22 protein-coding genes are annotated in these 24,670 nt (G+C 56.2%); 8 read left to right on the top strand and 14 right to left on the bottom strand.

All coding sequences use genetic code 11. The features are described from left to right. Positions 1 to 224 precede the first annotated feature (224 nt). The 6 genes from ACOOFE_RS09720 to ACOOFE_RS09695 all read left to right on the top strand — a co-directional run bounded on the left by ACOOFE_RS09720 (position 225) and on the right by ACOOFE_RS09695 (position 6,251). A complete protein-coding gene (locus ACOOFE_RS09720) occupies positions 225 to 1,649 on the top strand; it encodes a circularly permuted type 2 ATP-grasp protein (protein WP_141186241.1) in 1,425 nt (474 codons plus the stop codon). Positions 1,650 to 1,655: 6 nt separating this feature from the next. Beyond that, positions 1,656 to 2,606 (top strand): alpha-E domain-containing protein, encoded by a 951-nt coding sequence (locus tag ACOOFE_RS09715; RefSeq protein ID WP_420414740.1) that lies wholly within the window; start codon positions 1,656 to 1,658, stop codon positions 2,604 to 2,606. 27 nt (positions 2,607 to 2,633) lie between these two features. Continuing rightward, positions 2,634 to 3,452, top strand: a complete 819-nt coding sequence (locus ACOOFE_RS09710; protein WP_420414739.1) for a transglutaminase family protein — start codon at positions 2,634 to 2,636, stop codon at positions 3,450 to 3,452. An 83-nt stretch (positions 3,453 to 3,535) separates the two neighbouring features. Continuing rightward, on the top strand, positions 3,536 to 4,267 hold the full coding sequence (locus tag ACOOFE_RS09705; protein ID WP_141186238.1) for a proteasome-type protease: 732 nt from the start codon (positions 3,536 to 3,538) through the stop codon (positions 4,265 to 4,267). Positions 4,268 to 4,360: 93 nt separating this feature from the next. After that, positions 4,361 to 5,788, top strand: coding sequence for a magnesium transporter (gene mgtE, locus ACOOFE_RS09700; protein ID WP_420414738.1), 1,428 nt, complete (start codon positions 4,361 to 4,363; stop codon positions 5,786 to 5,788). A gap of 160 nt (positions 5,789 to 5,948) precedes the next feature. Then, positions 5,949 to 6,251 (top strand): GIY-YIG nuclease family protein, encoded by a 303-nt coding sequence (locus ACOOFE_RS09695; RefSeq protein WP_420414737.1) that lies wholly within the window; start codon positions 5,949 to 5,951, stop codon positions 6,249 to 6,251. 64 nt (positions 6,252 to 6,315) lie between these two features. On the opposite strand, the gene ACOOFE_RS09690 is transcribed toward ACOOFE_RS09695, so the two are convergent. Further along, the gene (locus ACOOFE_RS09690; RefSeq protein WP_420414736.1) at positions 6,316 to 7,089 is read right to left on the bottom strand and encodes an ATP12 family chaperone protein; all 774 of its coding nucleotides are present in this window, start codon (positions 7,087 to 7,089) and stop codon (positions 6,316 to 6,318) included. Beyond that, positions 7,089 to 7,769, bottom strand: coding sequence for an HAD-IA family hydrolase (locus ACOOFE_RS09685; protein WP_420414735.1), 681 nt, complete (start codon positions 7,767 to 7,769; stop codon positions 7,089 to 7,091). The genes ACOOFE_RS09690 and ACOOFE_RS09685 overlap by 1 nt, the downstream gene beginning before the upstream one ends. Positions 7,770 to 8,158: 389 nt before the next feature. Between ACOOFE_RS09685 and ACOOFE_RS09680 the strand changes: the two genes are divergently transcribed. Both ACOOFE_RS09680 and ACOOFE_RS09675 read left to right on the top strand, forming a co-directional pair. Next, positions 8,159 to 10,258, top strand: coding sequence for a tlde1 domain-containing protein (locus tag ACOOFE_RS09680; RefSeq protein WP_420414734.1), 2,100 nt, complete (start codon positions 8,159 to 8,161; stop codon positions 10,256 to 10,258). Positions 10,259 to 10,287: 29 nt separating this feature from the next. After that, positions 10,288 to 10,500 (top strand): hypothetical protein, encoded by a 213-nt coding sequence (locus ACOOFE_RS09675; protein ID WP_420414733.1) that lies wholly within the window; start codon positions 10,288 to 10,290, stop codon positions 10,498 to 10,500. 46 nt (positions 10,501 to 10,546) lie between these two features. Here ACOOFE_RS09675 and ACOOFE_RS09670 read toward each other — a convergent pair whose 3' ends face one another. The 12 genes from ACOOFE_RS09670 to secY all read right to left on the bottom strand — a co-directional run bounded on the left by ACOOFE_RS09670 (position 10,547) and on the right by secY (position 24,640). Continuing rightward, positions 10,547 to 11,569, bottom strand: a complete 1,023-nt coding sequence (locus tag ACOOFE_RS09670; protein ID WP_420414732.1) for an RluA family pseudouridine synthase — start codon at positions 11,567 to 11,569, stop codon at positions 10,547 to 10,549. A 148-nt stretch (positions 11,570 to 11,717) separates the two neighbouring features. Next, complete coding sequence (gene crcB, locus ACOOFE_RS09665; RefSeq protein WP_420414731.1) at positions 11,718 to 12,101, bottom strand: fluoride efflux transporter CrcB; 384 nt, start codon at positions 12,099 to 12,101, stop codon at positions 11,718 to 11,720. 118 nt (positions 12,102 to 12,219) lie between these two features. After that, positions 12,220 to 14,610: a patatin-like protein gene (locus ACOOFE_RS09660; RefSeq protein WP_420414730.1), complete on the bottom strand. Its 2,391-nt coding sequence runs from the start codon at positions 14,608 to 14,610 to the stop codon at positions 12,220 to 12,222. Between the two features lie 217 nt (positions 14,611 to 14,827). Beyond that, positions 14,828 to 16,135: a replication-associated recombination protein A gene (locus ACOOFE_RS09655; protein ID WP_420414729.1), complete on the bottom strand. Its 1,308-nt coding sequence runs from the start codon at positions 16,133 to 16,135 to the stop codon at positions 14,828 to 14,830. Positions 16,136 to 16,148: 13 nt separating this feature from the next. Continuing rightward, on the bottom strand, positions 16,149 to 17,606 hold the full coding sequence (locus ACOOFE_RS09650; protein ID WP_420414728.1) for a DegQ family serine endoprotease: 1,458 nt from the start codon (positions 17,604 to 17,606) through the stop codon (positions 16,149 to 16,151). Between the two features lie 130 nt (positions 17,607 to 17,736). Further along, positions 17,737 to 19,917, bottom strand: a complete 2,181-nt coding sequence (locus ACOOFE_RS09645) for a methyl-accepting chemotaxis protein (protein WP_420414727.1) — start codon at positions 19,915 to 19,917, stop codon at positions 17,737 to 17,739. Positions 19,918 to 20,085: 168 nt separating this feature from the next. Then, positions 20,086 to 20,511: a 50S ribosomal protein L17 gene (rplQ, locus tag ACOOFE_RS09640; RefSeq protein ID WP_141186229.1), complete on the bottom strand. Its 426-nt coding sequence runs from the start codon at positions 20,509 to 20,511 to the stop codon at positions 20,086 to 20,088. Between the two features lie 80 nt (positions 20,512 to 20,591). After that, positions 20,592 to 21,614 carry a DNA-directed RNA polymerase subunit alpha gene (locus tag ACOOFE_RS09635; protein ID WP_141186228.1) on the bottom strand — a complete coding sequence of 341 codons (1,023 nt, stop codon included), beginning with the start codon at positions 21,612 to 21,614 and terminating at the stop codon, positions 20,592 to 20,594. Positions 21,615 to 21,706: 92 nt separating this feature from the next. Further along, positions 21,707 to 22,096, bottom strand: coding sequence for a 30S ribosomal protein S11 (gene rpsK, locus ACOOFE_RS09630; protein WP_006936427.1), 390 nt, complete (start codon positions 22,094 to 22,096; stop codon positions 21,707 to 21,709). Positions 22,097 to 22,165: 69 nt separating this feature from the next. Beyond that, on the bottom strand, positions 22,166 to 22,534 hold the full coding sequence (gene rpsM / locus ACOOFE_RS09625; RefSeq protein WP_141186227.1) for a 30S ribosomal protein S13: 369 nt from the start codon (positions 22,532 to 22,534) through the stop codon (positions 22,166 to 22,168). Positions 22,535 to 22,715: 181 nt separating this feature from the next. Then, complete coding sequence (locus tag ACOOFE_RS09620) at positions 22,716 to 23,312, bottom strand: adenylate kinase (protein WP_420414726.1); 597 nt, start codon at positions 23,310 to 23,312, stop codon at positions 22,716 to 22,718. Beyond that, on the bottom strand, positions 23,309 to 24,640 hold the full coding sequence (gene secY, locus ACOOFE_RS09615; RefSeq protein ID WP_141186225.1) for a preprotein translocase subunit SecY: 1,332 nt from the start codon (positions 24,638 to 24,640) through the stop codon (positions 23,309 to 23,311). The genes ACOOFE_RS09620 and secY overlap by 4 nt, the downstream gene beginning before the upstream one ends. Positions 24,641 to 24,670: the final 30 nt, after the last annotated feature.

The raw sequence follows: 24,670 nt of genomic DNA, 5'->3' as shown, positions 1-24,670 counted from the left end.
CCTCACCCGGCAAAGTCAGCACAAGGGTGAATGAGCCGCCATACACCTTGAATAGACAGCACCCGCATCTGCTTGCAGCAAACTGGTAGCCCTTCCGAGGGGATCACACGGCCAATTTGCCCAATCGCCCAAAATTTAGGCACCAATCGCCAATAGATTAACCTTGGGTTGTTTTCAAATGCCTGCCATCTTCACAAGTAACAAACAAAGAAGTTGGGGGGGCGATGTCAGACAGCCGGGCTTTTTTCAATGAAATGCTTGAAGAGGATGGCTCACCGCGCGCGCCCTATTCAAGATTGGCGAATTGGCTTGAAGACAAGCCGAACAATTTCCTCACTAAAAAGAGCCGGGACGCAGAAACCATTTTCCGGCGCCTCGGGATCACATTTGCGGTTTACGGCGCAGAAGATGCGACCGAGCGCCTGATCCCCTTCGACCCGATACCCAGGATCATCTCTGCATCAGAATGGCGCCGCTTGTCCGCCGGCATCGATCAGCGGGTCCGCGCACTCAATGCATTTCTCCATGACATCTATCACCGCCAGGAGATCCTGCGCGCTGGCCGGATCCCAGCGAACCTGATCCTGCAAAACGAAGCCTTTTTGCCCGAGATGGCCGGTTTCACGCCTGCCCGGAAGGTCTATGCCCATATTATCGGGACAGATTTGGTCCGCGTGTCTGAAAACGAGTTCTACGTTCTGGAAGACAACACCAGGACGCCCTCCGGCGTGTCCTACATGATGGAAAATCGGGAAACTATGATGCGGCTTTTCCCGGAGTTGTTTCAAAGCCATAGCGTTGCCGCGGTTGAACGTTATCCGGAATTCCTGCGCCAGACATTGGAGAGCGTCGCGCCGGATCCGGCGAAATCAGAACAAACTATCGTTGTCCTGACCCCTGGAATTTATAATTCCGCCTATTTCGAACACGCCTTCTTGGCCGATTCAATGGGGGTAGAGCTGGTCGAAGGCCGGGACCTGTTTGTTGATGCGGGCAAGGTTTTCATGCGCACGACCCGCGCTCCGAAACAGGTGGATGTCATCTACCGCCGGATTGATGATGCGTTCCTCGATCCCCTCACCTTCAATCCGGGCAGCATGCTCGGTGTGCCAGGGCTCTTTGACGCCTACCGGGCAGGCAATGTCACCATCTGCAATGCGCCTGGTACCGGCATTGCCGACGACAAGGCGATCTACGCCTATGTACCTGATATCATTGAATTTTACACCGGACAAAAGCCAATCTTGAACAACGTACCGACCTGGAATTGCTCCAGAGAAGATGATCTTGCTTACGTGCTCGACAATCTGGCCGACATCGTTGTCAAGGAAGTCCATGGGTCTGGCGGCTACGGCATGCTGATCGGCCCGACCGCCTCCAAGCGGGAAATCGCTGAATTCCGCAAGGTGCTTCAGAGCAACCCATCCAACTATATTGCACAGCCGACCTTGGCGCTGTCAGCCTGTCCAACGCATGTCGCTTCAGGTGTCGCACCACGCCATGTCGATCTGCGCCCGTTTGTACTGATCGGCGATCAGGTGCGCATTACACCGGGAGGCTTGACACGGGTTGCACTTAAAAAGGGCTCGCTGGTGGTCAATTCAAGCCAAGGCGGCGGCACCAAAGACACTTGGGTTCTGGAGGATTGATCACAGATGCTTGGTAGAACAGCCTCCTCCTTGTTCTGGATGTCCCGTTACCAGGAACGTGCGCAGAACGTCACCCGTCTATTGGAAGTCGGCTATCGCGGCTCCATCATGGCCCACGCAGGCCAGGCAGAGGGCAGTCACTGGCAATTTGCCCTGTCTTGCGCCGGCTGCCACCACGGCTACAGCGAGAAGTATGATGAGCTAATTGCTCGGCACATCACCGCCCACATGGTGTTTTCCAAAGACAACCACACCAGCGTGCGCAATTGCCTGGAGCAGACGCGCAACAACGCCCGCGCGGTTCGAACCGGCATCACTGCAGATCTCTGGGAAGCGATCAACACCACCTGGATCGAGTTCTGCGACGTCAATCCGCAGTCAATAACTCAAGAAAAGCTGCCGGATTTTCTAGCCTGGATCACCCAGCGCGCCCACCTTTTCCGCGGAGCGTTGCTGAACACGGTCTTGCGCGATGACGGATATTACTTCAGCCAAATGGGCAATTTCGTCGAACGGGCCGACAACACCGCCCGGATCCTAGACAATCAGTATTGGGTGCTGTTGGCCGACAACGACATCATCGAAGACGGCAGCTCCGAACGCTATCAATGGTCTGCTATTCTCAGAGCCCTTTCCGGCCGCCGCAGTTACCGCTTTGCCTATCCCAACGCACGGTTGAAAGCCTTCAATATCGCCGAATTCCTAATCCTGCGGCGGGAAATGCCGCGCTCTCTTGCCTATTGTTATGATTGGCTGGCGGACACAGCTGAAGACCTCGGTCATTTTTATGGCTCCCGCGAGCCAAGCCTCGATCTGGCCACCGACCTCAGCAAGGAGCTGAAGGAAAAACAGATGCGGGATATCTACCAGGAAGGCCTTCACGAGTTCCTGACCGACTTCATCGGCAAGAACAACCAGTTCGCTCACCAGCTTTGCGAGGACTACAACTTCGCCTGATCCAACACCGGAAAGCCATTGAGACTCATGCGCCTATTTGTCCGACACACCACCCGTTACAAGTACGACCAGCCACTTGCCAATGCGATGCAGCAGCTTCGCCTCACCCCGGCGGACAATCCCGCGCAGAAGGTCCTGACGTGGACTATAGAGGCTCCCGGTATCGAGCGGGCAACCACCTACACCGACGCCTTCGACAATGCGGTACACATGATTTCCAGAGCCGGTCCGGTGGAGGATGTCGAAATTACAGCGACCGGAACAGTTGAGACCGTTGAGACCAATGGCATCATTGGCAACGAACGGGGGGCCAGTGCACCATCCTCGATCTATACCCGCGTCACACCGCTGACTGAAGCCAACCAGGCAATTTCCAAACTCGCCACTCTAATTGAATCTCCCGACAAGATTTCCGGCTTCCATACCTTGATGCATGCCATCCGGGACAAGGTCGACTACAAGGTTGGTGTCACCGAAACACATGCGAGCGCCATCTCCGCGCTGGCTGCCGGTGAAGGGGTTTGCCAGGACCATGCCCATATTTTCATCGCTGCGGCCAGGTCGGCCGGCATTCCCGCCCGCTATGTGTCCGGATATCTGCTCTTGGAAGAAGAACAAGCCTCGGAAGCTCATCATGCCTGGGCAGAAGTGCGTATTGAGGGCCTCGGCTGGGTCGGTTTCGACGTATCCAATGGTATCTGCCCCACTGACCACTATATCCGCTTGACGGCCGGGCTCGACTCGCGTTCCGCTGCTCCAATCCGGGGTATCCGTTTTGGCGGCCAGGAGGAAAATCTGCATGTTGAAGTGGATGTCGTTCAGGCCGCCATCCAGCAGCAGCAGTAATCCAATGGTCTGACGCCTCTTGCCAAGCCCCGGAACAGCATCTAAACGGCACCGGCCGAAAAAAGTGGAACAAGAAGAGCTGCATGACCTATTGCGTTGGACTGAAACTGGATCGCGGACTGGTGCTGGCCGCCGATACCCGCACCAACGCAGGTCTCGATAACATTGCCTCTTTCAAGAAACTGCACGTCTGGGAAAAATCCGGCGAGCGTGTTGTGACACTTCTTTCCTCCGGCAACCTGGCGGTCACGCAGGCAGTGGTTTCCCTGCTTAGTGAACATATTGAGACTGCCGACAAAGACCGCACCACGGTCATGAACGCCAAGACCATGTTCCAAGTCGCCCGGCTGGTTGGCAGCGCGGTCCGGGAAGTCAAAACAATCGATGGCGAAGCCCTGGCAGCCAATGCCGACAATTTTTTTGTCAGCTTCATCCTTGGCGGCCAAATCAAGGGCGAAGAGCCGCGCCTGTTCCAAGTCTATGCCGCTGGCAATTTCATTGAAGTCTCCGACGACACCCCATTCCTGCAAATTGGCGAACACAAATACGGCAAACCGATCCTGGACCGGGTAACCCGCAAGGACATGCGTCTTGGGGAAGCGGCCAAGATGGTGCTGCTGTCCTTTGATTCCACATTGCGCTCGAACCTGTCCGTCGGCATGCCGATCGATATGCTGCTTTACAACACGGACAGTTTCTCCACCGACCGGCAGGTCCGGATCGAGCAGGACGATCCCTATTTTCAAAGGCTGTCGCGCGGCTGGTCGGACAAATTGCGCGAAGGATTTGCCGACCTGGACGAATTCGACGTCTAATAACTCCCCTCTCCCGCGCTATGGCGCGGCCTGTTAGGGTCCCGTCACAGAGAGCCGCTACAAGCGGCCGGATAGAGCCGGAGATCCGCCACGATGAGTCAGACTGATATCCCTACAGACGGCGCCAAATCTGTCCTTTGGATACGGGAACCGGCGCAAGAACCTCTGGCCGAAAACAACGCAACGCTCAAAACAATCCGGGACATGCTCAAGACCGGGCAGCGCCAGGAGCTCACCGATCTCCTCAAACGATGGGATCCGGTGGACGTGATGCAGCTTCTGACCAGGCTGCGGCTGAAACAGGCGCGCAAACTGTTCAGATGGCTGCCCGCCAACCCGTCGATCAAGGTTGTTGCCGAACTTAGGCCCGAGTTCCGATCGATCCTGATGGAAGAATCGACGCTGGATCAATTCCGGGACATTCTCGCCGGCCTCGATCCTGAAGACGCCATCGAGATCTTGAATGAATTTCCAGAAGATGTGGCCGAAGAGCTGATCGCCCGCTTACCCGATGTCGAGGATTTGGCCACGCGGGGGTCTTATGCCGACGACACCGCAGGCCGCGTCATGGCGCAGAAATTCGTCGCGCTGCCGGAAACCTGCACGGCTGGGGATGCCGTCACCCAGATGCGTGCACAAGCGGCCCGGATCCGCAGGATTTTCACCGTCTATGTGACAGACACTGCTGGCAAGCTGACTGGGACTGTCGAAGTGGGGAAACTGCTTCTGGCGCCAGCCGAAACGCCTCTCTCCGAAATCATGAACCGGGATTTCATCACCGTTTCCGCAGATACCGACCAGGAGGAGGTGTTGCGTGTCGCCCGCAAACGAGACATGCGCAGCGTCCCGGTCGTTGGCAGTGATGGTCACCTGATCGGCCGGGTAACACCAAAACAACTGACCCGTATCGCCTCGGATGAAGCCAAAGAGGACATGCTTCTCATGAGCGGTGTTTCCGCCGAGGCCCGTTCCGACGACACGGTCTTCAGGATCGTGCGCGGCCGCCTGCCCTGGCTGCTTGCCGGACTCATTGGAGCCAGCATCGCCGCAACCGTTGTCGGGTCATATGAAGACCAGCTTGCGGAAGCTGCCATTTTGGCCGCGTTCATCCCTGTGACCATGTCCATGGCCGGAAATGCCGGACTGCAAGCCTCCGCAGTTGCTGTTCAAGGTATTGCGACCGGCGCACTTTGGTCCGGCGATATTTTTTTCCGGCTTTTCAAAGAACTTCTGGCAGCACTGTTCAACGGGGTTGTCGCCGGCGCGCTCCTCGGTGCCTTGGTTCTGGCTGCATCGTTTGTTGTGCCGCTCGAAGCTCCGCTTCAGCTGGCGCTTGCCACATCGCTGTCGCTACTATGCGTGACCACGATCGCCGCCATGGTGGGCGCGACCGTGCCCATTGTGCTCGACAAAATTGGCATCGACCCGGCCATGGCCATCGGTGTCTTCATCACATCCTCTAACGACGTCTTGGGGGTCCTGATTTTCTTCCTGATGGCGACGACGTTTTATCTGGGGTGACAAGCCCACTCTATCAGCCAATATACTATAGCAAATTTCGGCACCGGCGCTCCGTTCCGATTTACGCTTTGTGTTTACCCGGCCCAAAACTGGTTACTGGGCCCCTGCCTTCGCAGGGGCGGCAACCTGTGGCAAACTCAAATCAGTGTTACGGGGCTGGATGCCAATGCCTTGGGAGCGGGAATTTTACGTCTATATTATGGCCAACAAGATTGGCGGCACTCTTTATGTTGGCATGACGAATAACCTTATCCGCCGAGTTTGGGAGCACAAAAACGGCGTAGGGAGTTCATTCACAAAGCAACACAACATTGCAAAACTAATCTACTTCGAAATATTCGACGCCCCTGAACCCGCATTCCAGCGCGAACGAAACATCAAACGTTGGAAACGCGCTTGGAAAGTTCGCCTTATCGAAGAGCGGAATCCGGATTGGCTGGACCTCTATTTTGGTCTCACTTAGGTCTTAGTAGAAAGCTGCCGCCCCTGCGAAGGCAGGGGCCCAGTATCCCCAAGACCGGGTTTATTCACCCTTCCTTCAAGATCAGCACCGCCGCGTCGAATTCAGAGCGCTTGTAGGCGCGGATTTGCGTGGCTTCTGCATCTGCGCCCCAGCGTTCGATGTTGAAATCTTCTTCAACATGCGCGGCCTGCCAGGCATCATCAGCCGTAAGCTTTCCTTCGCGCACCGCCAGCGCCAAGAGCGCTGAGCCGGTCAAAGTTGTGACTGTATGGAGGGCTGCAAGCCGCAGCGGGGTTTCACCGCCAATCCTCTCGCGGTAAGCAGACAAGAGCTTTTGATCTTGCGGTGCATGAATGATGCCTTCAATCAGTGAAAACCGGCCGCCGAGCAACTCACCTGCCCAATCCACGACCGGGTCCCACACCTGACGCTGTGTGTCACACAGGCTCTGCGGATCATCCGCCCGGTAACATAAGGAATCATTGCCAGCAAAGGCGGTGACTTCGTCCGCCACTTCGTCAAACCGGCTGGCAACCGCATCCTGGGCCGAATTGGCAATCCGGGTGAGCGGCATCACAGCCGGATTGATTTCCTTTTCTTGCGCGGCCCATTCAGCAGCAACGGCTACCCCCATCGGCTCGGTCGGCAGCAACAGCGTGGATTTGCCTGGGGTCTTGACCGGCCGGCCATCCAGATGAATGGCAAATCCGTCTTCGGTTTCAACATGTTCGGCGCATTCATAGAATCTCTTTGGCAACTCGCGGCGCGATAACTCGCGGGCCCGCTGCTCCGGATCTTTCGCCGCATCTTCATGCAATGCTTCAAGATAATCGCGCATTACATTGTTTCCTTTTCCATTTTAAGCAACTCAATGAGCGCCTGATCCAATTCGTCAAACCTGTGAATGATCCGCTCGGCGCCATCGGCCGTCAGCTGCGAATGATCATGATAGCCCCATGTCACCCCAATGGCATGCACACCGCCGGCGCGGGCCATGGCCATGTCAAACCCCGTGTCGCCAATCATCACGGTCCGTTCAGGATCTGCGCCGGTCTCACTCAGCGCCCGCTCAATCATGTCCGGATGCGGTTTGGACGGGGATGTATCGGCTGTCTGGATGGTGATGAAACGGCCGTGAAGGTCATGCACATCCATCATGTGGTGCACACCACGCAGTGCTTTGCCGGTCGCAATCCCCAGAAGGACGTCCTCACGTGCATGCAAGCGGTCGATCGCTTCCCGGGCGCCTGGATAAAGCGGATCTTGATCCAGTCCCGCCTTGCGTCGCGCGATCTTTTCAGCCCGGTAAACGGCTGCCATTTCCGGCACCTTGTCCTGATGCTCCGGCCCCACAAGATCGGCAAAGGCCATATCAAGCGACCGCCCGACGATGGACAGGATCGTCTTGCGGCCCGGCACAGGCAGGCCAACAGCGGCAAAGCCAGCTTCAAAACCATGAACAATGGTGTTCTGACTGTCGAGCAACGTGCCATCGACATCGAAAATGATCAGATACATTTGGGCTCGTTTATGTGGGCAGATCTTTGCCGCCGCATGTGCCGGTTTTTGGTCGACGGGTCAAGCGAGCTGGTCATAATTTGGCCGGGATTTCCGTTAAAACGGCGCCTGCTGGATATGGCGTCGATCAGCCCGAGCAAAAAGTGCCGGTTGCTCCACAGGCCAGAGCCCGCTTGCATGCCTTCTTTGGATATCGCCGATTTCGACCGCGCAGAGAACAAACACCTGCGTAAGGTGGCTTGAGTTTGGAACAAGCTTCTCCCCCGCCAGGACGGCAACGGCAGATCCCTTTGCAACGCGATAGCAAAGGCTGAGGCAAGCTTGCCGCCAGAAAATAGGGAACCAACGCCGCTCGATGTCAGTCGCGGCCAACGGGATTTTCGTGTTTCATGCCAAGAACACCGCAGTCTGAATCTAAGAATAACAGTCCAGAAACCAAACCGGTCCCGCTTGGGAAGCCCCTTCTGACGCTTGGTGCCGTTGCAGTAGTGGCAGCAGCTCTTGCAGTCAAGGCTGCCTTGCCGTCGTTTCAATCTGAACCACAGGCAACTATACCGCTGAATGTGTCTTCGCTGAGCATTCAACAAACGGCAGATCGGACTTTAGACACAGCTGCACCAGCCGCCTTTAAGGAAATACCGGTCGAGATCACAGCTTCGGTCCGTGTGGAGGCCGCAACGGATCCTATACACACAGCCCGTGTGGTCGCAGCCGTGCAAATTCCAACCAAAGGCCAGGCCGCAGGTCCTTCTGATGCCGCACGTGTTGCCCCTAAAACCACTAAGGCTCTTCCCTCTACGCGCGAAAAAGCCAGCGCAAAAGATTTCCTCAACCAGCGCCTCGCCAAATTAAAACTGAGGCGCGCGCTTTTGGCCGCGCAGGCGGAGAAAAAGAATAAGGCGATTGAGATTTCTCCGTCTGAAGGCGCTGTAGTGGCTGAGACCGCCTCTGCCCTAGCCCCGGCAACGGTCGCGGCAGTTGAAACAAATGCGGCTGCTCCATCTTTGTCCGGAACTATTGCAGCCACATCGATTGTCTCAGCCTCAAAGGATGGAGATAATCGGCAGACGAGCGACAAAAATCCTTCCCCTTCTCTTCATACCGCAGGCCTTGCGCCATCGACGCCCCCTGCTGAAGCTGCAAAACTGTTTGCTGACAAAGAGCCTGTAGCTGAAACCAGCAAGGAGCTGTCCAAGGCTATAGCGGCACCATCCACTTCCGACGCCTCAGCACCTAATCCGCTTGTATCAGCCTCACTGAACGCATCACGGATGCCGATGATCGATGAAGACCTGCTGCCGATCGATGCGGATGTGCCGGTTCAAGTCGCAAGCCTTGCACAAGATGCAACACCAGTGGAGACGTCCAACCCTGCCGCTGCTTCGAAGAGAGCTCTTAGAAACCAACCAGAACTGCCGGCCTCAAGTGCTGCTCCATCATCTTCGGAAGCAATGACAATCGCCTCGGTTCTGTATGGCGCGCGAGATGTTTCGCGGCTTCCAATGATCGACGAGGAGCTGCCGCCGATTGATGCAGAGGTACCGGTTCAAGTCGCGAGCCTGACACAGGTTTCAGCACCAGCAGAGACTTCCAACCCTGGTGCTGCTTCGAAGATAGATCTTAAAAACCAAACCGAACTGCCGGCCTCAAATTCTGCTCCAGCTTCTTCTGAAACCATGACAATCGCCGCGGTCCTGTATGGCGCCCGTAATGCGGCGCGGCTGCCTATGATCGACGAGGAGCTGCCGCCGATTGATGCCGACGTGCCAGTTCAGGTCGCCAGCCTGTCCCCTGCCAATGTCTTGCCGGCGCCAAGTCAGCGCCCGCGGCCGCTGGTGCGCTCAAATCCCGTCGCGGAATCCAAACCCGGCGCTATCAACAAACCGCGCAAACCAGTCAAGGCAAAAACAAAAGCCAAAACCAAGGATAAGCCGCGGCAAACCAAATCAGCACCGGTGCTGGCCTACGCAGCCCCGCAGGAGCCGAAAACGGAACGCCCGCCCTTTGATGGAATTGGCAAACTCTTTAATGGCGGCAAAGCCGGTTTACCGGGCCGGAGCAGTAAGATTGCGGTCTACGACATCAGCGCCGCCGTCGTTCATATGCCGGACGGCAGCAAGCTCAAGGCCAATTCCGGTATCGGCCACCGGATGAACAAGCCCAAATATGCCTATGTCAAAAACCTCGGCCCAACCCCGCCGAATGTCTACAAGCTGCGTATGCGCGAGCGGCGGTTCCATGGTGTCGAGGCTATCCGTATGCTGCCGTATGATGTCGCGGCCATGCGCGGCCGGGACGGCATGCTGGCGCATTCACCGCTGCTACGCAAAAGCAAGGGATCTCATGGCTGCGTCGCCTTCACCCACTACAACAAGTTCCTAAGAGCTTTCAAAAAGGGCAAGGTCAAGACGATGATCGTGGTCCCGAACATGAGTCAACTGCCGAAATACATGGCCCTTTATAAGGAACGTCACTACGCATCCAAGTAGCACGCTTGTGATCAAACGGTTGATTGGGTATGGGTTGGCTCACCTCCAACCCGATCCTTCCGGAGCTGTTTGTGACAAAAATCCTAGGCGTCTTCTTGCTGCTGATTGCAGCGATTCAGGTCATCAAACCGCTTGGCTGGCCGGGCTTGAAAAGACGCGCAGACGCCTGGAAACTGGTCGCCGGTGTTGTTGTCGTCACCTTTGCCTCTGTCATCCTGACTGCCCTGTTTCAAGGGTTTTAGGCCATGGCAGCAACGATGTTCCGGCGAACCATAAAAGAACAGCCGATCAGCGTTTGATCACACTCTCATCCGGATCATCGGCTTCCGGATCATAATCGGTGACATCAAATCCAAGAAGGTTCCAGGTCTGCTGCATATGCGGCGGCAGCGGTGCAGAAACGTCGATCTTGCCGTGGCCGGACGGATGGGGAATGACGATCCGGCGCGCGAGCAGATGCAAGCGGTTCTGAATGCCGCCCGGCAGTTCCCAGTTCTCGATGTTGAAGTATTTGTCGTCGCCAATGATCGGATGGCCGATATGGGCCGCATGGGCACGCAACTGGTGGGTCCGGCCGGTGACAGGTTTCATGGTCACCCAAGACAGCTTCTGTCCGGATTTTTCAAAGACCGAATAGAGCGACACTGCATGCTGGGCGTCGTCGGCTCCACCCTGGCGGACAATTTGCATCCGCTCTTCCTCTTCATTGCGGGCAATGAAGGTTGAGATCCGGCCCTGAAACGGCTTGGGAACGCCTGCAAGGATTGTCCAGTAGACTTTTTGGGTGTTGCGGTGGCGGAAGGCTTTGGTGAGCTCCTGGGCCGCCTGACGGGTGCGTGCAACCAGGATGATACCAGAGGTTTCTCGGTCGAGCCGGTGCACCAGACGTGGTTTGTTGCCCTTGCGGTCCGTGAAAGCCTCAAGCATGCCATCCAGATGGCGCTTCAAGCCAGAACCGCCTTGTACAGCCAGTCCCGCCGGTTTGTTGAGGACCATCACTTGATTGTCTTCATAAAGCAGCATGTCTTCGACTGCTTTTTTGTCATCGGCAATCAATTTGGTGGATTTGGGCTTGGCGTTCTTCTTATCATCTGCCGGCAGATCCACACCGAGCGGCGGGATACGGATCATCTGTCCCTTGGCAATGCGTGTGTTGCTTTCAGCGCGTTTGCCATCAACCCGAACCTGGCCGGTCCGCAGGAGTTTCTGTAGGCGGCCGAAGCCGAGCCCCGGATAATGAGCTTTGAACCAACGGTCGAGGCGCATGCCCGCCTCATCGGCGGTCACTTTTTTCTGTTCAATCGCGGACATTTTGGTCTCGTTTGGCAGCACGCTTTCAGCAGTGCGCGCATTTGCGCCGTCGGCTCAGCGGCAAACGGACAAGAAATCATTGCGCCGCATATAGGCGGATTTGCCCTGAAAGGAAAGGAAAACGTTCGCCTTGCGGCTCAACACGGCATCAAGCCCCGCCCAGCCGCATGAGCATTAAGCCGGTAAACACGGCCAGAATGGACAAGACGACGGACCCGAGAACATAGATCAGGGCGAGCTGCACATCCCCCCGCTCCCACAGAACGGCGGTGTCGAGGGAAAACGCGGAAAACGTCGTGAACCCACCCAAGACGCCCGTCGCCAAAAAATACCGCAATGGCTGCAGATGCGCAGCCTCATGCTTCACCAGCCAGCCGATGAAAAGCCCCATGATAAACGAGCCGGCCACATTGACGGTCATGGTTCCGACCGGAAAGCCCGGTCCGAACAGGCGCAAGGTTGCCAAAGAGACCAGATGGCGGCCGCCAGCCCCAAGCCCGCCGCCAATGACAACCAGAAACAGATGATACAATTATGCAGCCCCAAAATTTTCGTTCACGCCAGTGATCGCCGGACTAGCGAAGAGAATCAAGGCCGAACCACCGATTCAAAATTTCTAACGACGAACTTGGTAGGCCTGCCGGCAGGCTCTAAACTTCTTCCGCCACGTGCGCAAAGTCGGGATAAATGGATCGGATCAAGGCATCAATCCGTTCGATTTCTTCCTGAATCTCGGGCAGCTTTTCCCGCTCCTCCTCTAGAATCGCCAAGAAAATGCGGGCCCGCGCTTGATTGACTTCCGGCTGCGGTAACGGAGCATCGCCGATGGAGGACAAAACCACGCTGACTAGGCGGTCAGCCGCATTGAGCCGCCCCCACAGGTAATCGTGTTCGCGCCAGGAGCGGTTAAAAAACGCACCAAACGTGTTGAGTTGCTTACCCTTGAGCTCAAAGCCTTCCGTATAGAGGCTTTCGGCATCTCTCGGGCTGATCCGGTCGACCAGGATTTCCGTCACTTCAGAAAAGTCGTTTCTCTGGAGCACCGGAAAGGTGATCAGGTCGTAAAAGCCAAAACCAATATAGGCCTCGAGCAAAGCTGTATGCCGCTCCTTGTCGAGCGAACCGGCAGCAGCTTCGGCAAACAACTCGTCCTGAAGCCGGTCGAGATCGGCCAGCCCCATCATTTGGGTCATTCCGTCAAGAAACCGCCGGACAGCAGCCTCCCGGCTGTCCGTGGTGAGCCCGCCTGCGCAAAGCTCTTCTGCAAGTTCCTGGCTGCGGCCGCCATAAAACCGGTCCTGCCATCGCCATGTCAAATGATCGACCTGGTCATATAAGAGCCCCTTTAGCCGGTCGAGTTCTTCGGTATCCGGCGGCGGCAAATCGGACGATGGATCGTAATTGTAGAACCCATTGAGCTTGCGGATGACAAAGCGCAAACGCCGGATCCGATAATCAACATCCAGGCCTCTTAGAAGCGCAATCACGGCTGGATCTGTCCGTCCCAGCTGATCCGCGCTGGCAGCAGCGATCCCGCTAAAGCGCTCGTAGAACAACGTGAGCAGCCCCTCTTCCTGCCGGGACGCTTCATCGGTTCCGCCAAGGCCGGACACCAATTTCGCCAGCCGCTCAGCCAAAGCATGCAGCTTTAGGGATTGATAGTTGAGAAAGGCAAACCCGGCTTGCTCGAACGCCGTGGCCGTTGCCTGCCGGCGGCAATTGGCAACAATTTCGGCGGTAATCGCACGCCGCTTCGGGAGGAAACCAGACACGGCCTCCTGAACCATAGGCGCGGCAGTATCGACCAGTTGCGACAGCCAGCGGCTGCGGCGGTTGTTCTGTTCCAGTTCCTTCAGATCATCGCCAATTGGTTCGTTGCGCGGAATATGCGCAAGCGACGCTAGAATCACACGGAAAAAGCCGGGCAACTCTGTTGACCGCTGGTCGTCCGGGGCCTGCTCAAGCGGGGTTGGGTCAACATAGATCAGACGCCGGGCAACTTCACGCGCCGCTGGCCGATCCTTGATGACATCGATCACGGGTGCGAAAGGCTTGTTCATCACCACGCTGCCATCAACAAAACAATGACGCGCCATTGTTTCATCGCTGAGGCGCAGACATTTTGCCAGGAATTGATCCTTATTCAGCCATTTCTCATCACGCCGGGCCAGAACCCGTTCCATTTCAGCGACCGTTGCCGGCGGAAACGCCCCTGGAAACGAAGACGTTGCCCTGGCCGCAAACACCAATTCAGGTATACAGCGGGCATCGAACTGGCTGTCGACATAATGCGGTGACCGGTGTGCGGCGTGAAAATTCAAGATCCGGCGGTGATCCCACTCTTCAACAAAATCAGGATCATCTAGCAAGATCCGCCGCTTAACGCCGTTGTAATCCGTGATCGTGACAAAAAGATCGAGCGTCTGACCACGCGGGATCAATGTGCGTTCCGCGTCGCGCTGAACTTCCATCTTCAAACTGGCATCCAGCATCCAGCCGATAAACCGCTCGCCGGAAAATGGCGGCGAAAACCAGCGGGACTGCATAAACTGGCGCAGTTTGTCCTGGGTTTCCGGGCTTTCAATCCGGCGGGACAATCGCGCCGACACCAGACGGTCCAGCACAGGAGAAACAGACATCTTGAAATAGCGCGACAGTCCCGACTGTGGCCGCGCCAACCGGGTCACATCGGCATTTTCCAGCCACATCTCACTGTGACTGTCGAGCGGCAGATCATGGGCCAGCGCCCGGCCGAGCATAATGCCGTTGACCCCGCCGGCAGACGCCCCGGCGATCGCATCGACCACGACACGAACATCTGCGACAGGGGCCAACAGATCCAGTAGATCTTGGTACGCTGTTTGGGTTGGCCCCAACTCCTCGGGTGGCTTGTTTCTGGAATTGGAATTGCTCTTTCGTTCCAAACGGTAGCTGGAGGCCCGGACCAGATTGAGAATTTCCCGGCTAACGCCATGCATATAAATGGCGAGCGACACCCCGCCATAAAGAACAAGCCCCAATCTGAGTTCGACTTCCTTCATTCTACGAACACCTGATTCCTCATACCTTTACCGTAACACAGGGAAGTTTTGGTTTGGTGTATTTGGGATCAGATCTGACCCGTTGAAAGCGGCAACACTGAACAACAACGGTCACACTTGGTCACAGCCGGGTAATCGTCTTTTGTTGATCGGGCTACTTGATAGAGGGATTGCCTTACTTGACGCTGTGTGAACACATCAAGCAAGCCCGGGCAATTCAGCTCCTGCGGTCCTTGCGCAGCTTATCCCAATATTCAAGGCGTTTGCGCAAGTCGCGTTCGAACCCCCGCTCCGGCGGATCGTAGTAGGTCTGGCGGCCAAGATCTTCCGGGAAATAGTCCTGACCGGAAAAACCGTCTGGCGCATCATGGTCATATTGGTAGCCGTCGCCGTAGCCTTCCTGTTTCATCAGTTTGGTCGGCGCGTTCAAGATATGTTTTGGCGGCAACAGAGAGCCGCTTGTTTTGGCCGAGCGCATAGCCGCTTTATAGGCGACATACGCCCCATTCGATTTTGGCGCCGTTGCCAGGTAAATCACGCATTGGGCGAGCGCCAGCTCGCCCTCCGGAGACCCAAGCATCTGATAGGCATCGCGGGCGGCATTGGCCTGGACCAGAGCATTGGGATCGGCCAGGCCGATGTCTTCAACGGCCATGCGAATAAGGCGCCGGGCCAGATACATCGGATCTTCTCCGCCATCCAGCATCCGGCAAAACCAATAAAGAGAGGCGTCGGGATCGGAGCCGCGCACCGATTTATGAAGCGCCGAAATGAGATTGTAGTGGCCGTCCGCGTTCTTGTCGTAGATCGGCGCCCGACGCTGGACGATTTCCTGAAGACGTTCGGCGTCAAACACCTCGTCCTCAGAGGACGCGCGCCAAACATCTTCAGCAAGGGTCAGAGCCGACCGTCCGTCGCCATCGGCCATGCGGATCAGAACCGCACGTGCCTCTTCATCCAGCGGCAGTTTTTTCTCTTCGGTTTCTTCCGCACGCGCCAGCAGCTGCTCCAGGGCTTGCTGGTGTAGCGAATGAAACGTCATCACGTGGGAGCGCGACAACAACGCTGCATTCAGCTCAAACGACGGATTTTCCGTGGAGGCCCCGACCAGGGTAATCGTGCCGTCTTCCATCACGGGAAGAAAACTGTCCTGTTGCGCCCGATTGAACCGGTGGATCTCATCGACGAACAACAAAGTTGCCCGTCCGCCCATACGCCGAGCCCGTGCCGCTTCAAACACCTTTTTCAGATCCGCAACGCCTGAGAAGATCGCGGAAATCTGCTCAAACGCCAGATCCGTTTCATTGGCAAGAAGGCGGGCAATCGTTGTCTTGCCGGTCCCTGGTGGACCCCAGAAGATCAGGGAGCCCAGGGTCCGGGTCTTGAGCATACGCGACAACGTGCCCTCAGGACCAAGCAGATGATCCTGCCCAACCACATCGTCAAGCTGAGCCGGGCGCATCCGGTCAGCCAGTGGGCGAGGTGCCGAGGCCGCCAATCCAGATGCTTCGAAGAGATCGCTCAAAACCTAGCCTTTGTTAGCGCAGAACCAGTTGGTTCACGATACCATCGCGCTCGATTTCCAGACGCCAAACGCGCGGCGGGGTTTTGGTTATGGTTTCCAGCATGCGGGTGCTGTTCACATTCTGATCATTCACCGCACGAACAATATCGCCAGGGCGCATGCCAACCTTATCCGCTTGGCCCCCCCTTTTTACTTCTGTGATGATGACCCCCTCCGGCAATCCGGCGAGACCAAATTCCTGGGAGACCGCGGGAGATAAGTTCATAACAGTTGCGCCTTCAAAAGGTGAAAACTCCATCAACTCCCGGGTATCGCGCGGAACAGTTTCCGGAGCCGGTTTCAAGGCGACGGTTACGACCTGTTCTTTACCGGAGCGTAGAACCGTAAATTCAGAACTCTCCCCAATCATTTTGGTGGCGAACCGGTATCCAAAGGCATTTGGATCTATTACTTCCTTGCCATCAACCGCAACGACCAAGTCACTGACCCGAAGACCCGCCTCATGGGCAGGTGTGCCGTTAAAAACGGCGGTGACCAGTACACCGCGTGGCCGGTCTAAGGACAGAGCTTCTGCAATTTCGGCGCTCACAAGCTGCACTGTTGCTCCGAGCCAAGGCCGCTGTACTTTGCCGCCCTGATCAGCGGCCCTGGCAACATAGCGGGCCATATGGGCAGGAATTGCAAAGCCGATCCCGTTGGATCCGCCTGATCTGGAGAAGATCGCCGTGTTGATGCCAACCAGCTTGCCGGTCATATCGACCAAAGCGCCGCCCGAGTTGCCCGGGTTAATTGCCGCGTCGGTCTGAATGAAAAACTGGAAATCCGTCACACCGACCTGTGTGCGGGCCAAAGCGGACACGATCCCTTGAGTCACAGTCTGGCCAACACCAAACGGGTTGCCGATGGCGAGGACCAGATCGCCAACTTCGAGACTGTCCGTACTGGCGAATTCGACATGGTCAAACGGGGCCCCTTCCCTGATTTTCAGGACCGCCAGATCAGTGCGCTCGTCCAACAGCACAATGTCTGCATCAAACTCGCGGCGGTCGTTGAGAGCGACGCGCACCTCATCGGCGCCTTTGATGACGTGATGGTTGGTGATAACCGTGCCATCGGCCGAGATGATCACACCGGAACCGAGCGACGACTCCACCCGTTCACGCGGCCGGTCACCGCCACCGTTTGGCTGACCAAAAAATCGGCGAAAGAAGGGATCGTCAAAAAACGGCGACGTCCGCTGGCGCTGGACGACCTTCCGGCTGGCATAGACATTGACCACAGCCGGTGCTACTTCCTTGACCAGCGGCGCGAAGGACAATTTGACCTGGGCTGCACTTTCCGGAACGAGTCGCAGGTCTGCAGGTGTTGGCTGCGGCGATTGGGCAGCGGCTGATCCGAACCAACACACCGCCATCAGCCCGGCTACAACGGTTTTCGCATAGCCTGCTGAACGGGTTCTAATCAGACGCATGAAGGCTCCCCTCTATTCGAATCTGTCATTCCAGTTTGATTACATGGCAGATAGGTCAGAAGAGAGGCAAATACAAAGAGAAAAGCCGCGGGAGTGACCCGCGGCTTTCTAAAAGCATTATGGACTGCACTTAGGCAGAGCGGACTTGGCTCAGGAAGTTCCGAACCTCTTCGTCCAGATGGTCTGCCTGGCTTGCCATTGCGGACGCTTCTTCGGAGAAGGACTGTGCTGCGCTGTTCGTTTGTTCAGACAAGGACGACACGTTCTGGACATCCTGAGTGACCTGAGACGTTCCGCCAGCCGCACGCTGCGTGTTTTCAGCAATGCCTTGCGTTGCGTAGCTCTGCTCTGTCACTGCAGCAGCCACTTCACTGACCGACTGAGTGATCTCGTCGATGGTTTTCTGAATGTCGCCAATAGCGCCAACAGCATCGTCGGTTGCACCGCGGATCGCATCAATCTGCTGCTGGATCTCACCAGTCGCCTTACCGGTTTGAGCCGCAAGATCCTTCACCTCGGACGCAACAACCGCAAAACCTTTGCCCGCTTCGCCTGCACGCGCCGCCTCAATGGTGGCGTTCAGGGCCAGCAAGTTGGTCTGATCGGCAATGTCACTGATAAGCGTAACAACTTCACCGATCCGGTTGGCCGCTTCAGCCAGCGACTTGACCGTTTCGTTGGTTGTTTGCGCGCGGCGGGTCGCATCGGCTGCAACACTGGAGGACCGCTCGATCAAGGTCGAGATTTCCTGAATGGAGCTGGACAGCTGATCAGACGCGGCAGCGATCGATTCGACCTCTGCCAGAGCTTCCTGCGACATGCCGGCGGCCTTGGCGGAGGTTTCGCCGGCGGTCTCGGTCATATTCCGCATATTGCCAGCCGATTCGCGCAAGGATGCGGCGGACTGGGCAACTTTGTCGACAACTGTACCTACAGTCGCTTCAAAGTCGCCAGCCAGGCTTGCCAGCATTTCCTGGCGCTGCGCAGCTTGACGCTCGGCGGTTTGAGCCTGTTCGGCCGCCCGCTGTTCGTTTTCCTCAGCTGCATTCTGGCGAATTTGCAGAACAGCACGTCCGATGTCTCCGATCTCATCCTTACGGCGAGCAGCGGTGATTTCCGCGTTGAGATCACCTTCTGCAATCGCGGTTAGCGCGCCGACCAGGGTGCTCAGCGGTTTTGTAATGTTCCGCGAGAAGACAATGGCGATGGCAGCGGCAATCGCAATTGCAATCATGGACCACATGACCATGGAGTTGCGCATGGAGGTCACGCTGGCAAAGGTTTCTTCAACCGTTTTTTCCGCAACGACTGCCCACTGATGGTTTTGGAAAGTCAGAGGTTTGGCAACCATCAACCGGTCCACTCCATCTGGCCCAGTCTCAATTCCTGCGCCCGCAGACCCGCCCAAGGCAGATTGCACGACAGTACCTTCATTAAGTTCCGTCAGAGCAGTGACATCTGCAGACAGCGGCTTATTGGATAGGGAGTATCCTTCCCCATTCACCACATAAGCTTGTCCAGTTTGACCAAGATCAGCCCGATTGGAGACAACACCGTCCAGGACACCGGCGTCTACTCTAATGGCAACAACGCCGCCGAAAGAGATATCACCAAAGGAATTCACATATACTGGCGCTGCAACAAACATCGAAGCAGAATTGCCGCCCGGCCCATAAACTTCAAATTGGCTGGTTGCGATCTGACCTTCTTCAGATTCCTTTGCCCGCTCAAAAGCAGTTTTCAAACCACTTTCCCCGCCAGCAATTTCACCAACAGGTGTAAGGAATTCATCACCTTTGGCGACGGAATAAATCACCAGGCCCTCGGGGTCCATCAGATAGACATCGCCGTAACCGCCGTTCTTCCAAATCGACACGAAAGATCCGTGGATTTCTGAATGGCGCCAGGAGTACATGGATTTGTGATCGTCACCGAGTTTTTCGGCGCGTTCCTCAGGTGTCGCCGGTGACTGGTAGTATTCCAGGATCTCCGGGCGTTGTTTGCTGAGGTTCATGGTCGCATTCGTCATGTTGACGAGTGCTTCACCGATCCCGGCACCGGTCGCCACATTGACGACTTCATTTTCGATAGAAGCCAGCTTGGCTTCCAGCAGCGCGGACTTGGCATTGACGACCATGCCCAGTTCAGCTTCAGCAGCTTCCCGCAATCCATCCCGACCATTGATGTAGCCGATTACTCCGACCGCAGTACAGGCACCGATGGTCAAGAAGACCATGAGAGCCGGAATCAAAAATGACAAACGAATGGCTGGCCATTTGCTGGCCTTGGGTGAGGTAGATGCTTGGGTCAATTGGATTCTCCTGGTCCCCCCGCGAGACATGGGAGAAAACTACCCAGTGACCGTTAAAGTATTGATAATGTGGCGATTGCAATCGCTAGATCGCGACCATCCGAAAAAAATCGCAACAAAAAAGGCGGGCCTGATAGCCCGCCTTTCCTGAAACGAAAGTCGTACGACTTACGCTGCGTTTTCAGCCGCTTCTTCAGCTTCAACACGTGCGCGGTCTTCTGCGCCACGTGCTTCCGGATCGCGGTCGATCAGCTCGATGACTGCCATCGGAGCGTTATCGCCATAGCGGAAACCAGCTTTGAGAACGCGCGAGTAACCGCCCTGACGGTCCTTGTAGCGCTCACCCAGCGTGTCAAACAGCTTCTTGACCATAGCAACGTCGCGAATCTGCGAAATTGCCTGGCGGCGTGCATGAAGATCACCGCGCTTGCCCAAAGTGATGAGCTTGTCGATGATCGGCTTCATTTCTTTAGCCTTCGGCAGGGTCGTAACGATCTGTTCGTGCTTGATCAGCGACGCTGCCATGTTCGCGAACATAGCCTTGCGGTGGCTAGCGGTCCGGTTGAGCTTGCGGCCGGATTTACCGTGGCGCATGGCCCTCTCCTTTGTCTTTCAGGCAGTCTGCTCTTTGTTTAAAGCACTTGCCCGGTTGCTCCGTTAGGACGCGTACGCCCTTAATACTGATGATCTTCGTAACGCTTGGCGAGATCGTCGATGTTCTCTGGCGGCCAGTTGGCAACTTCCATACCGAGATGGAGACCCATCTGGGCGAGAACTTCCTTGATCTCGTTGAGCGACTTGCGGCCGAAATTCGGTGTCCGCAGCATTTCCGCTTCGGTCTTCTGAATGAGATCGCCAATATACACGATATTGTCGTTCTTCAGGCAGTTTGCAGACCGGACAGACAATTCCAGTTCGTCGACCTTCTTCAAAAGTGCCGGATTGAACGCCAGTTCCGGGACAGTGTCCTCTGCAACTTCACGCTGCGGCTCTTCGAAGTTGACGAAGATGGAGAGCTGATCCTGCAGAATGCGTGCGGCGAAAGCCACGGCATCATCCGGCTTGACGGAACCATCGGTTTCGACAGTCAGGGTCAGCTTGTCATAATCAAGAACCTGGCCTTCACGGGTGTTTTCCACCTTGTAAGAGACCTTCTTGACCGGAGAATAGAGGCTGTCGACAGGGATCAAGCCAATCGGTGCGTCTTCCGGACGGTTCCGGTCGGACGAATGATAGCCCTTGCCTGTGTTGACAGTGAACTCCATGCGGATTTCTGAACCTTCATCCAGGGTGCACAGCACCAGCTCTGGATTGAGCACTTCCACATCGCCAACGGTCTGGATGTCGCCTGCAGTCACAACACCAGGTCCCTGCTTGCGCACAACCATGCGCTTCGGGCCTTCACCTTCCATGCGGATGGCGATTTCCTTGATGTTGAGAACGATGTCGGTGACATCTTCACGAACGCCTGGGATTGAGGAAAACTCGTGCAGAACGCCGTCGATCTGAACCGCAGTTACCGCTGCACCTTGAAGGGAAGACAGCAGAATCCGGCGCAGAGCGTTGCCCAAGGTCAGGCCATAGCCACGCTCAAGCGGCTCGGCAACAACAGTTGCCAAGAAGCGCGGATCTTCACCCGGCTTGATCTCGAGCTTGGTCGGCTTGATCAGTTCTTGCCAGTTTTTTTGAATGGTCACGTTTTCGTCCCTTCGGCTATCCCGCCCGGTTCAATTCAATGCCGGGCAATTCTTTGCCATTTGGAGAAACAGGTACCTAAAGCTGGAAAGCCTTAGACGCGGCGGCGCTTGCGCGGACGGCAGCCATTGTGCGGAATCGGCGTCACGTCACGGATGGACGTGATGAGGAAACCAGCAGCCTGCAACGCGCGCAGAGCAGATTCACGACCAGAACCTGGGCCACGGACTTCAACTTCCAGAGTACGCATGCCGTGTTCAGCTGCTTTTTTCGCAGCATCTTCAGCAGCAACCTGCGCAGCATACGGTGTAGACTTACGGGAGCCTTTGAAACCTAGTGCACCGGCAGAAGACCAGGAAATCGCATTTCCCTGAGCGTCCGTGATCGTGATCATGGTGTTGTTGAACGTAGAGTTCACATGCGCAACGCCAGAAGAGATATTCTTGCGCTCGCGGCGACGCACGCGCGTCGTATCTTTAGCCATTCTTGTATCCTTGTTTTGATCTCGTCACTGCCGTAGTTCCGGCAGCTCCACCACCAATCGAGGTTATGATTATTTTTTCTTACCAGCGATCGGCTTCGCCGGACCCTTACGGGTACGTGCGTTTGTGTGCGTCCGCTGACCACGAACCGGAAGGCCGCGGCGGTGACGCAGGCCGCGGTAGCAGCCAAGGTCCATCAAACGTTTGATGTTCATTGCAGTGTCACGGCGCAGATCGCCCTCAACCATGTAATCACGGTCGATGGTTTCGCGGATCTGCAGGACTTCTGCGTCAGAAAGCTCGTTTACACGACGGGCAGCATCGATGTTGTTCTTTTCGATGATTTCCTGGGCGAATTTCGCACCAATGCCGTGAATGTACTGAAGCGCGATGACAACGCGCTTGTTCGTCGGGATGTTAACGCCAGCAATACGTGCCACGTTGGTCTCCATGTTTTTGCGGTCCAGCCGAAACCAGATCGCGTTTCAAAAAGCCCCGCGTCCGGTGGAGGCCGGCCCTTGCAGGGTACGAAAATGCCGGGTCAGACCCGGCACAGACAATGCCGGTCCCATGGGTATGGAACCGGCTGAACTGTAAGCTAGAGCGGGTCGTTTACCGACTCTAAACGTTCTCGTCAAGTCCCTGAAGAACGGAATTAACCGAAGCCGTTACGTCATCGATTGACTGCATGCCATCGATGACCGACAGGAGGCCTGTTTTCTCGTAGTAAGGCACCACAACTGCTGTATCGCGGTTATACGCCTCAAGACGCTGTTTAAAGACTTCCGGGTCGTCGTCCTTGCGGACCGGCTGACCGGCAGCCTTTGCTTCTTCAGCCCGGTTGATGATCCGGTCGACCAGTTTGGTTTGGTCAACGCGCAGCTCAACAACGCTGTTCAGCTTCAAGCTGTTTTCGGTGAGCATCTGATCAAGCGCTTCTGCTTGGGCCAGTGTCCGCGGGAAACCATCCAGGATGAACCCCTTTTTGGCGTCGTCTTCGGCGATACGGTCCCGGATGATGCCGACAACGATGTCATCCGACACCAGTCCGCCAGCATCCATTACCGCTTTAGCCTTCAGACCAACCGGGGTTTCGGCTGCAACAGCTGCGCGCAGCATGTCGCCTGTCGACAGTTGAGGAATTCCATATTTCTCAACAAGCCGCGCAGCCTGTGTCCCCTTCCCCGCACCTGGCGGTCCAACCAGAATGAGCCTCATCGGCGTCTCCCCCTAAGTTTCGCTTTCTTCACCAGCCCTTCATATTGATGCGCCAGCAAATGACCCTGGATCTGAGATACGGTATCCATTGTCACGCTCACGACAATCAACAAGGATGTCCCCCCGAAATAGAACGGAACGCCGGTCGCCGAAATGAGGAATTCGGGTAATAGACAAACGATGGTGATGTAAATGGCACCAACGACAGTAATCCGGGTCAACACATGGTCAATGTATTGCGCTGTCCGCTCACCCGGACGGATGCCCGGAATGAAGCCGCCATGCTTCTTCAGATTGTCAGCCGTATCGCTCGGATTGAAAACAATCGCTGTGTAGAAGAAGCAGAAGAAGATGATCATGGCCGCATAGAACACCATGAACAACGGCTGGCCGTGGCCAAGAAGCGCTGTAATGGTGGTCAACACATCGTTACCTCCGCCGGCATTAAACCCGGAAATCGTTGCCGGAACCAACAGAAGTGATGAAGCGAAGATCGGCGGAATAACACCAGCGGTGTTAAGCTTCAGCGGCAGGAACGAAGTGTTACCCTCGAACATCCGATTGCCCATCTGACGCTTCGGATACTGGATCAAGAGACGGCGCTGCGCCCGTTCCATGAACACGATCAGCGCAATCACGACAACTGCCAGCAGAATAACGGCCAGAATGATACCAGTCGCCAGGGACCCCTGACGGCCGAGTTCCAATGTCTGTACGATCGCAGACGGAAGGCCTGCGACGATGCCGGCAAAAATGATCAGCGAAATACCGTTACCAATGCCGCGGGCAGTAATTTGCTCACCCAGCCACATCAGGAACATGGTGCCGCCAACCAGCGTGATTACAGTCGACGCACGGAAGAACCAGCCTGGATCGGTGACAACATTCGTCGCGCCTTCCAGGCCAACCGCAATGCCATAAGCCTGGAACGCAGCCAGAATAACGGTGCCGTAGCGGGTGTACTGGTTGATGACTTTCCGGCCCTGCTCGCCTTCCTTCTTCAGCTGCTCGAGCGTCGGAACGACGGTCGTCATAAGCTGCATGATAATGGAGGCGGAGATATACGGCATGATGCCGAGGGCGAAAATCGCCATGCGCTCAACCGCACCACCGGCAAACATGTTGAACATGCCGATAATGCCAGATTGGGCCTGACTAAAGGCCTGCGCAAACGCTTCAGGATTGATCCCGGGCATCGGAATGTAAGTGCCCAGTCGATAAACCAAAAGCGCCCCTAGCGTGAACCAGATGCGCTTTTTGAGTTCTTCAGCCTTGGCGAAAGCTGAGAAATTTAGATTTGACGCCAGTTGCTCGGCGGCCGATGCCATGCCCTACTCCGGTCGGATGCTTGCTGCCAA

The sequence above is a fragment of the Roseibium sp. genome (genome assembly GCF_965216085.1).
Taxonomy (GTDB): domain Bacteria; phylum Pseudomonadota; class Alphaproteobacteria; order Rhizobiales; family Stappiaceae; genus Roseibium.
This window is presented reverse-complemented; position numbering and strand designations above follow the sequence as displayed.

Coding starts and splice junctions, on each gene's coding strand:
- ACOOFE_RS09720 (WP_141186241.1), top strand. CDS start 225: ATGTCAGACAGCCGGGCTTTTTTCAATGAAATGCTTGAAGAGGATGGC.
- ACOOFE_RS09675 (WP_420414733.1), top strand. CDS start 10,288: ATGGGTTGGCTCACCTCCAACCCGATCCTTCCGGAGCTGTTTGTGACA.
- mgtE (WP_420414738.1), top strand. CDS start 4,361: ATGAGTCAGACTGATATCCCTACAGACGGCGCCAAATCTGTCCTTTGG.
- ACOOFE_RS09660 (WP_420414730.1), bottom strand. CDS start 14,610: ATGAAGGAAGTCGAACTCAGATTGGGGCTTGTTCTTTATGGCGGGGTG.
- ACOOFE_RS09680 (WP_420414734.1), top strand. CDS start 8,159: ATGCCAAGAACACCGCAGTCTGAATCTAAGAATAACAGTCCAGAAACC.
- ACOOFE_RS09685 (WP_420414735.1), bottom strand. CDS start 7,769: ATGTATCTGATCATTTTCGATGTCGATGGCACGTTGCTCGACAGTCAG.
- rpsK (WP_006936427.1), bottom strand. CDS start 22,096: ATGGCTAAAGATACGACGCGCGTGCGTCGCCGCGAGCGCAAGAATATC.
- rplQ (WP_141186229.1), bottom strand. CDS start 20,511: ATGCGCCACGGTAAATCCGGCCGCAAGCTCAACCGGACCGCTAGCCAC.
- ACOOFE_RS09705 (WP_141186238.1), top strand. CDS start 3,536: ATGACCTATTGCGTTGGACTGAAACTGGATCGCGGACTGGTGCTGGCC.
- ACOOFE_RS09670 (WP_420414732.1), bottom strand. CDS start 11,569: ATGTCCGCGATTGAACAGAAAAAAGTGACCGCCGATGAGGCGGGCATG.
- ACOOFE_RS09650 (WP_420414728.1), bottom strand. CDS start 17,606: ATGCGTCTGATTAGAACCCGTTCAGCAGGCTATGCGAAAACCGTTGTA.
- ACOOFE_RS09620 (WP_420414726.1), bottom strand. CDS start 23,312: ATGAGGCTCATTCTGGTTGGACCGCCAGGTGCGGGGAAGGGGACACAG.
- ACOOFE_RS09690 (WP_420414736.1), bottom strand. CDS start 7,089: ATGCGCGATTATCTTGAAGCATTGCATGAAGATGCGGCGAAAGATCCG.
- secY (WP_141186225.1), bottom strand. CDS start 24,640: ATGGCATCGGCCGCCGAGCAACTGGCGTCAAATCTAAATTTCTCAGCT.
- ACOOFE_RS09710 (WP_420414739.1), top strand. CDS start 2,634: ATGCGCCTATTTGTCCGACACACCACCCGTTACAAGTACGACCAGCCA.
- ACOOFE_RS09695 (WP_420414737.1), top strand. CDS start 5,949: ATGCCAATGCCTTGGGAGCGGGAATTTTACGTCTATATTATGGCCAAC.
- ACOOFE_RS09715 (WP_420414740.1), top strand. CDS start 1,656: ATGCTTGGTAGAACAGCCTCCTCCTTGTTCTGGATGTCCCGTTACCAG.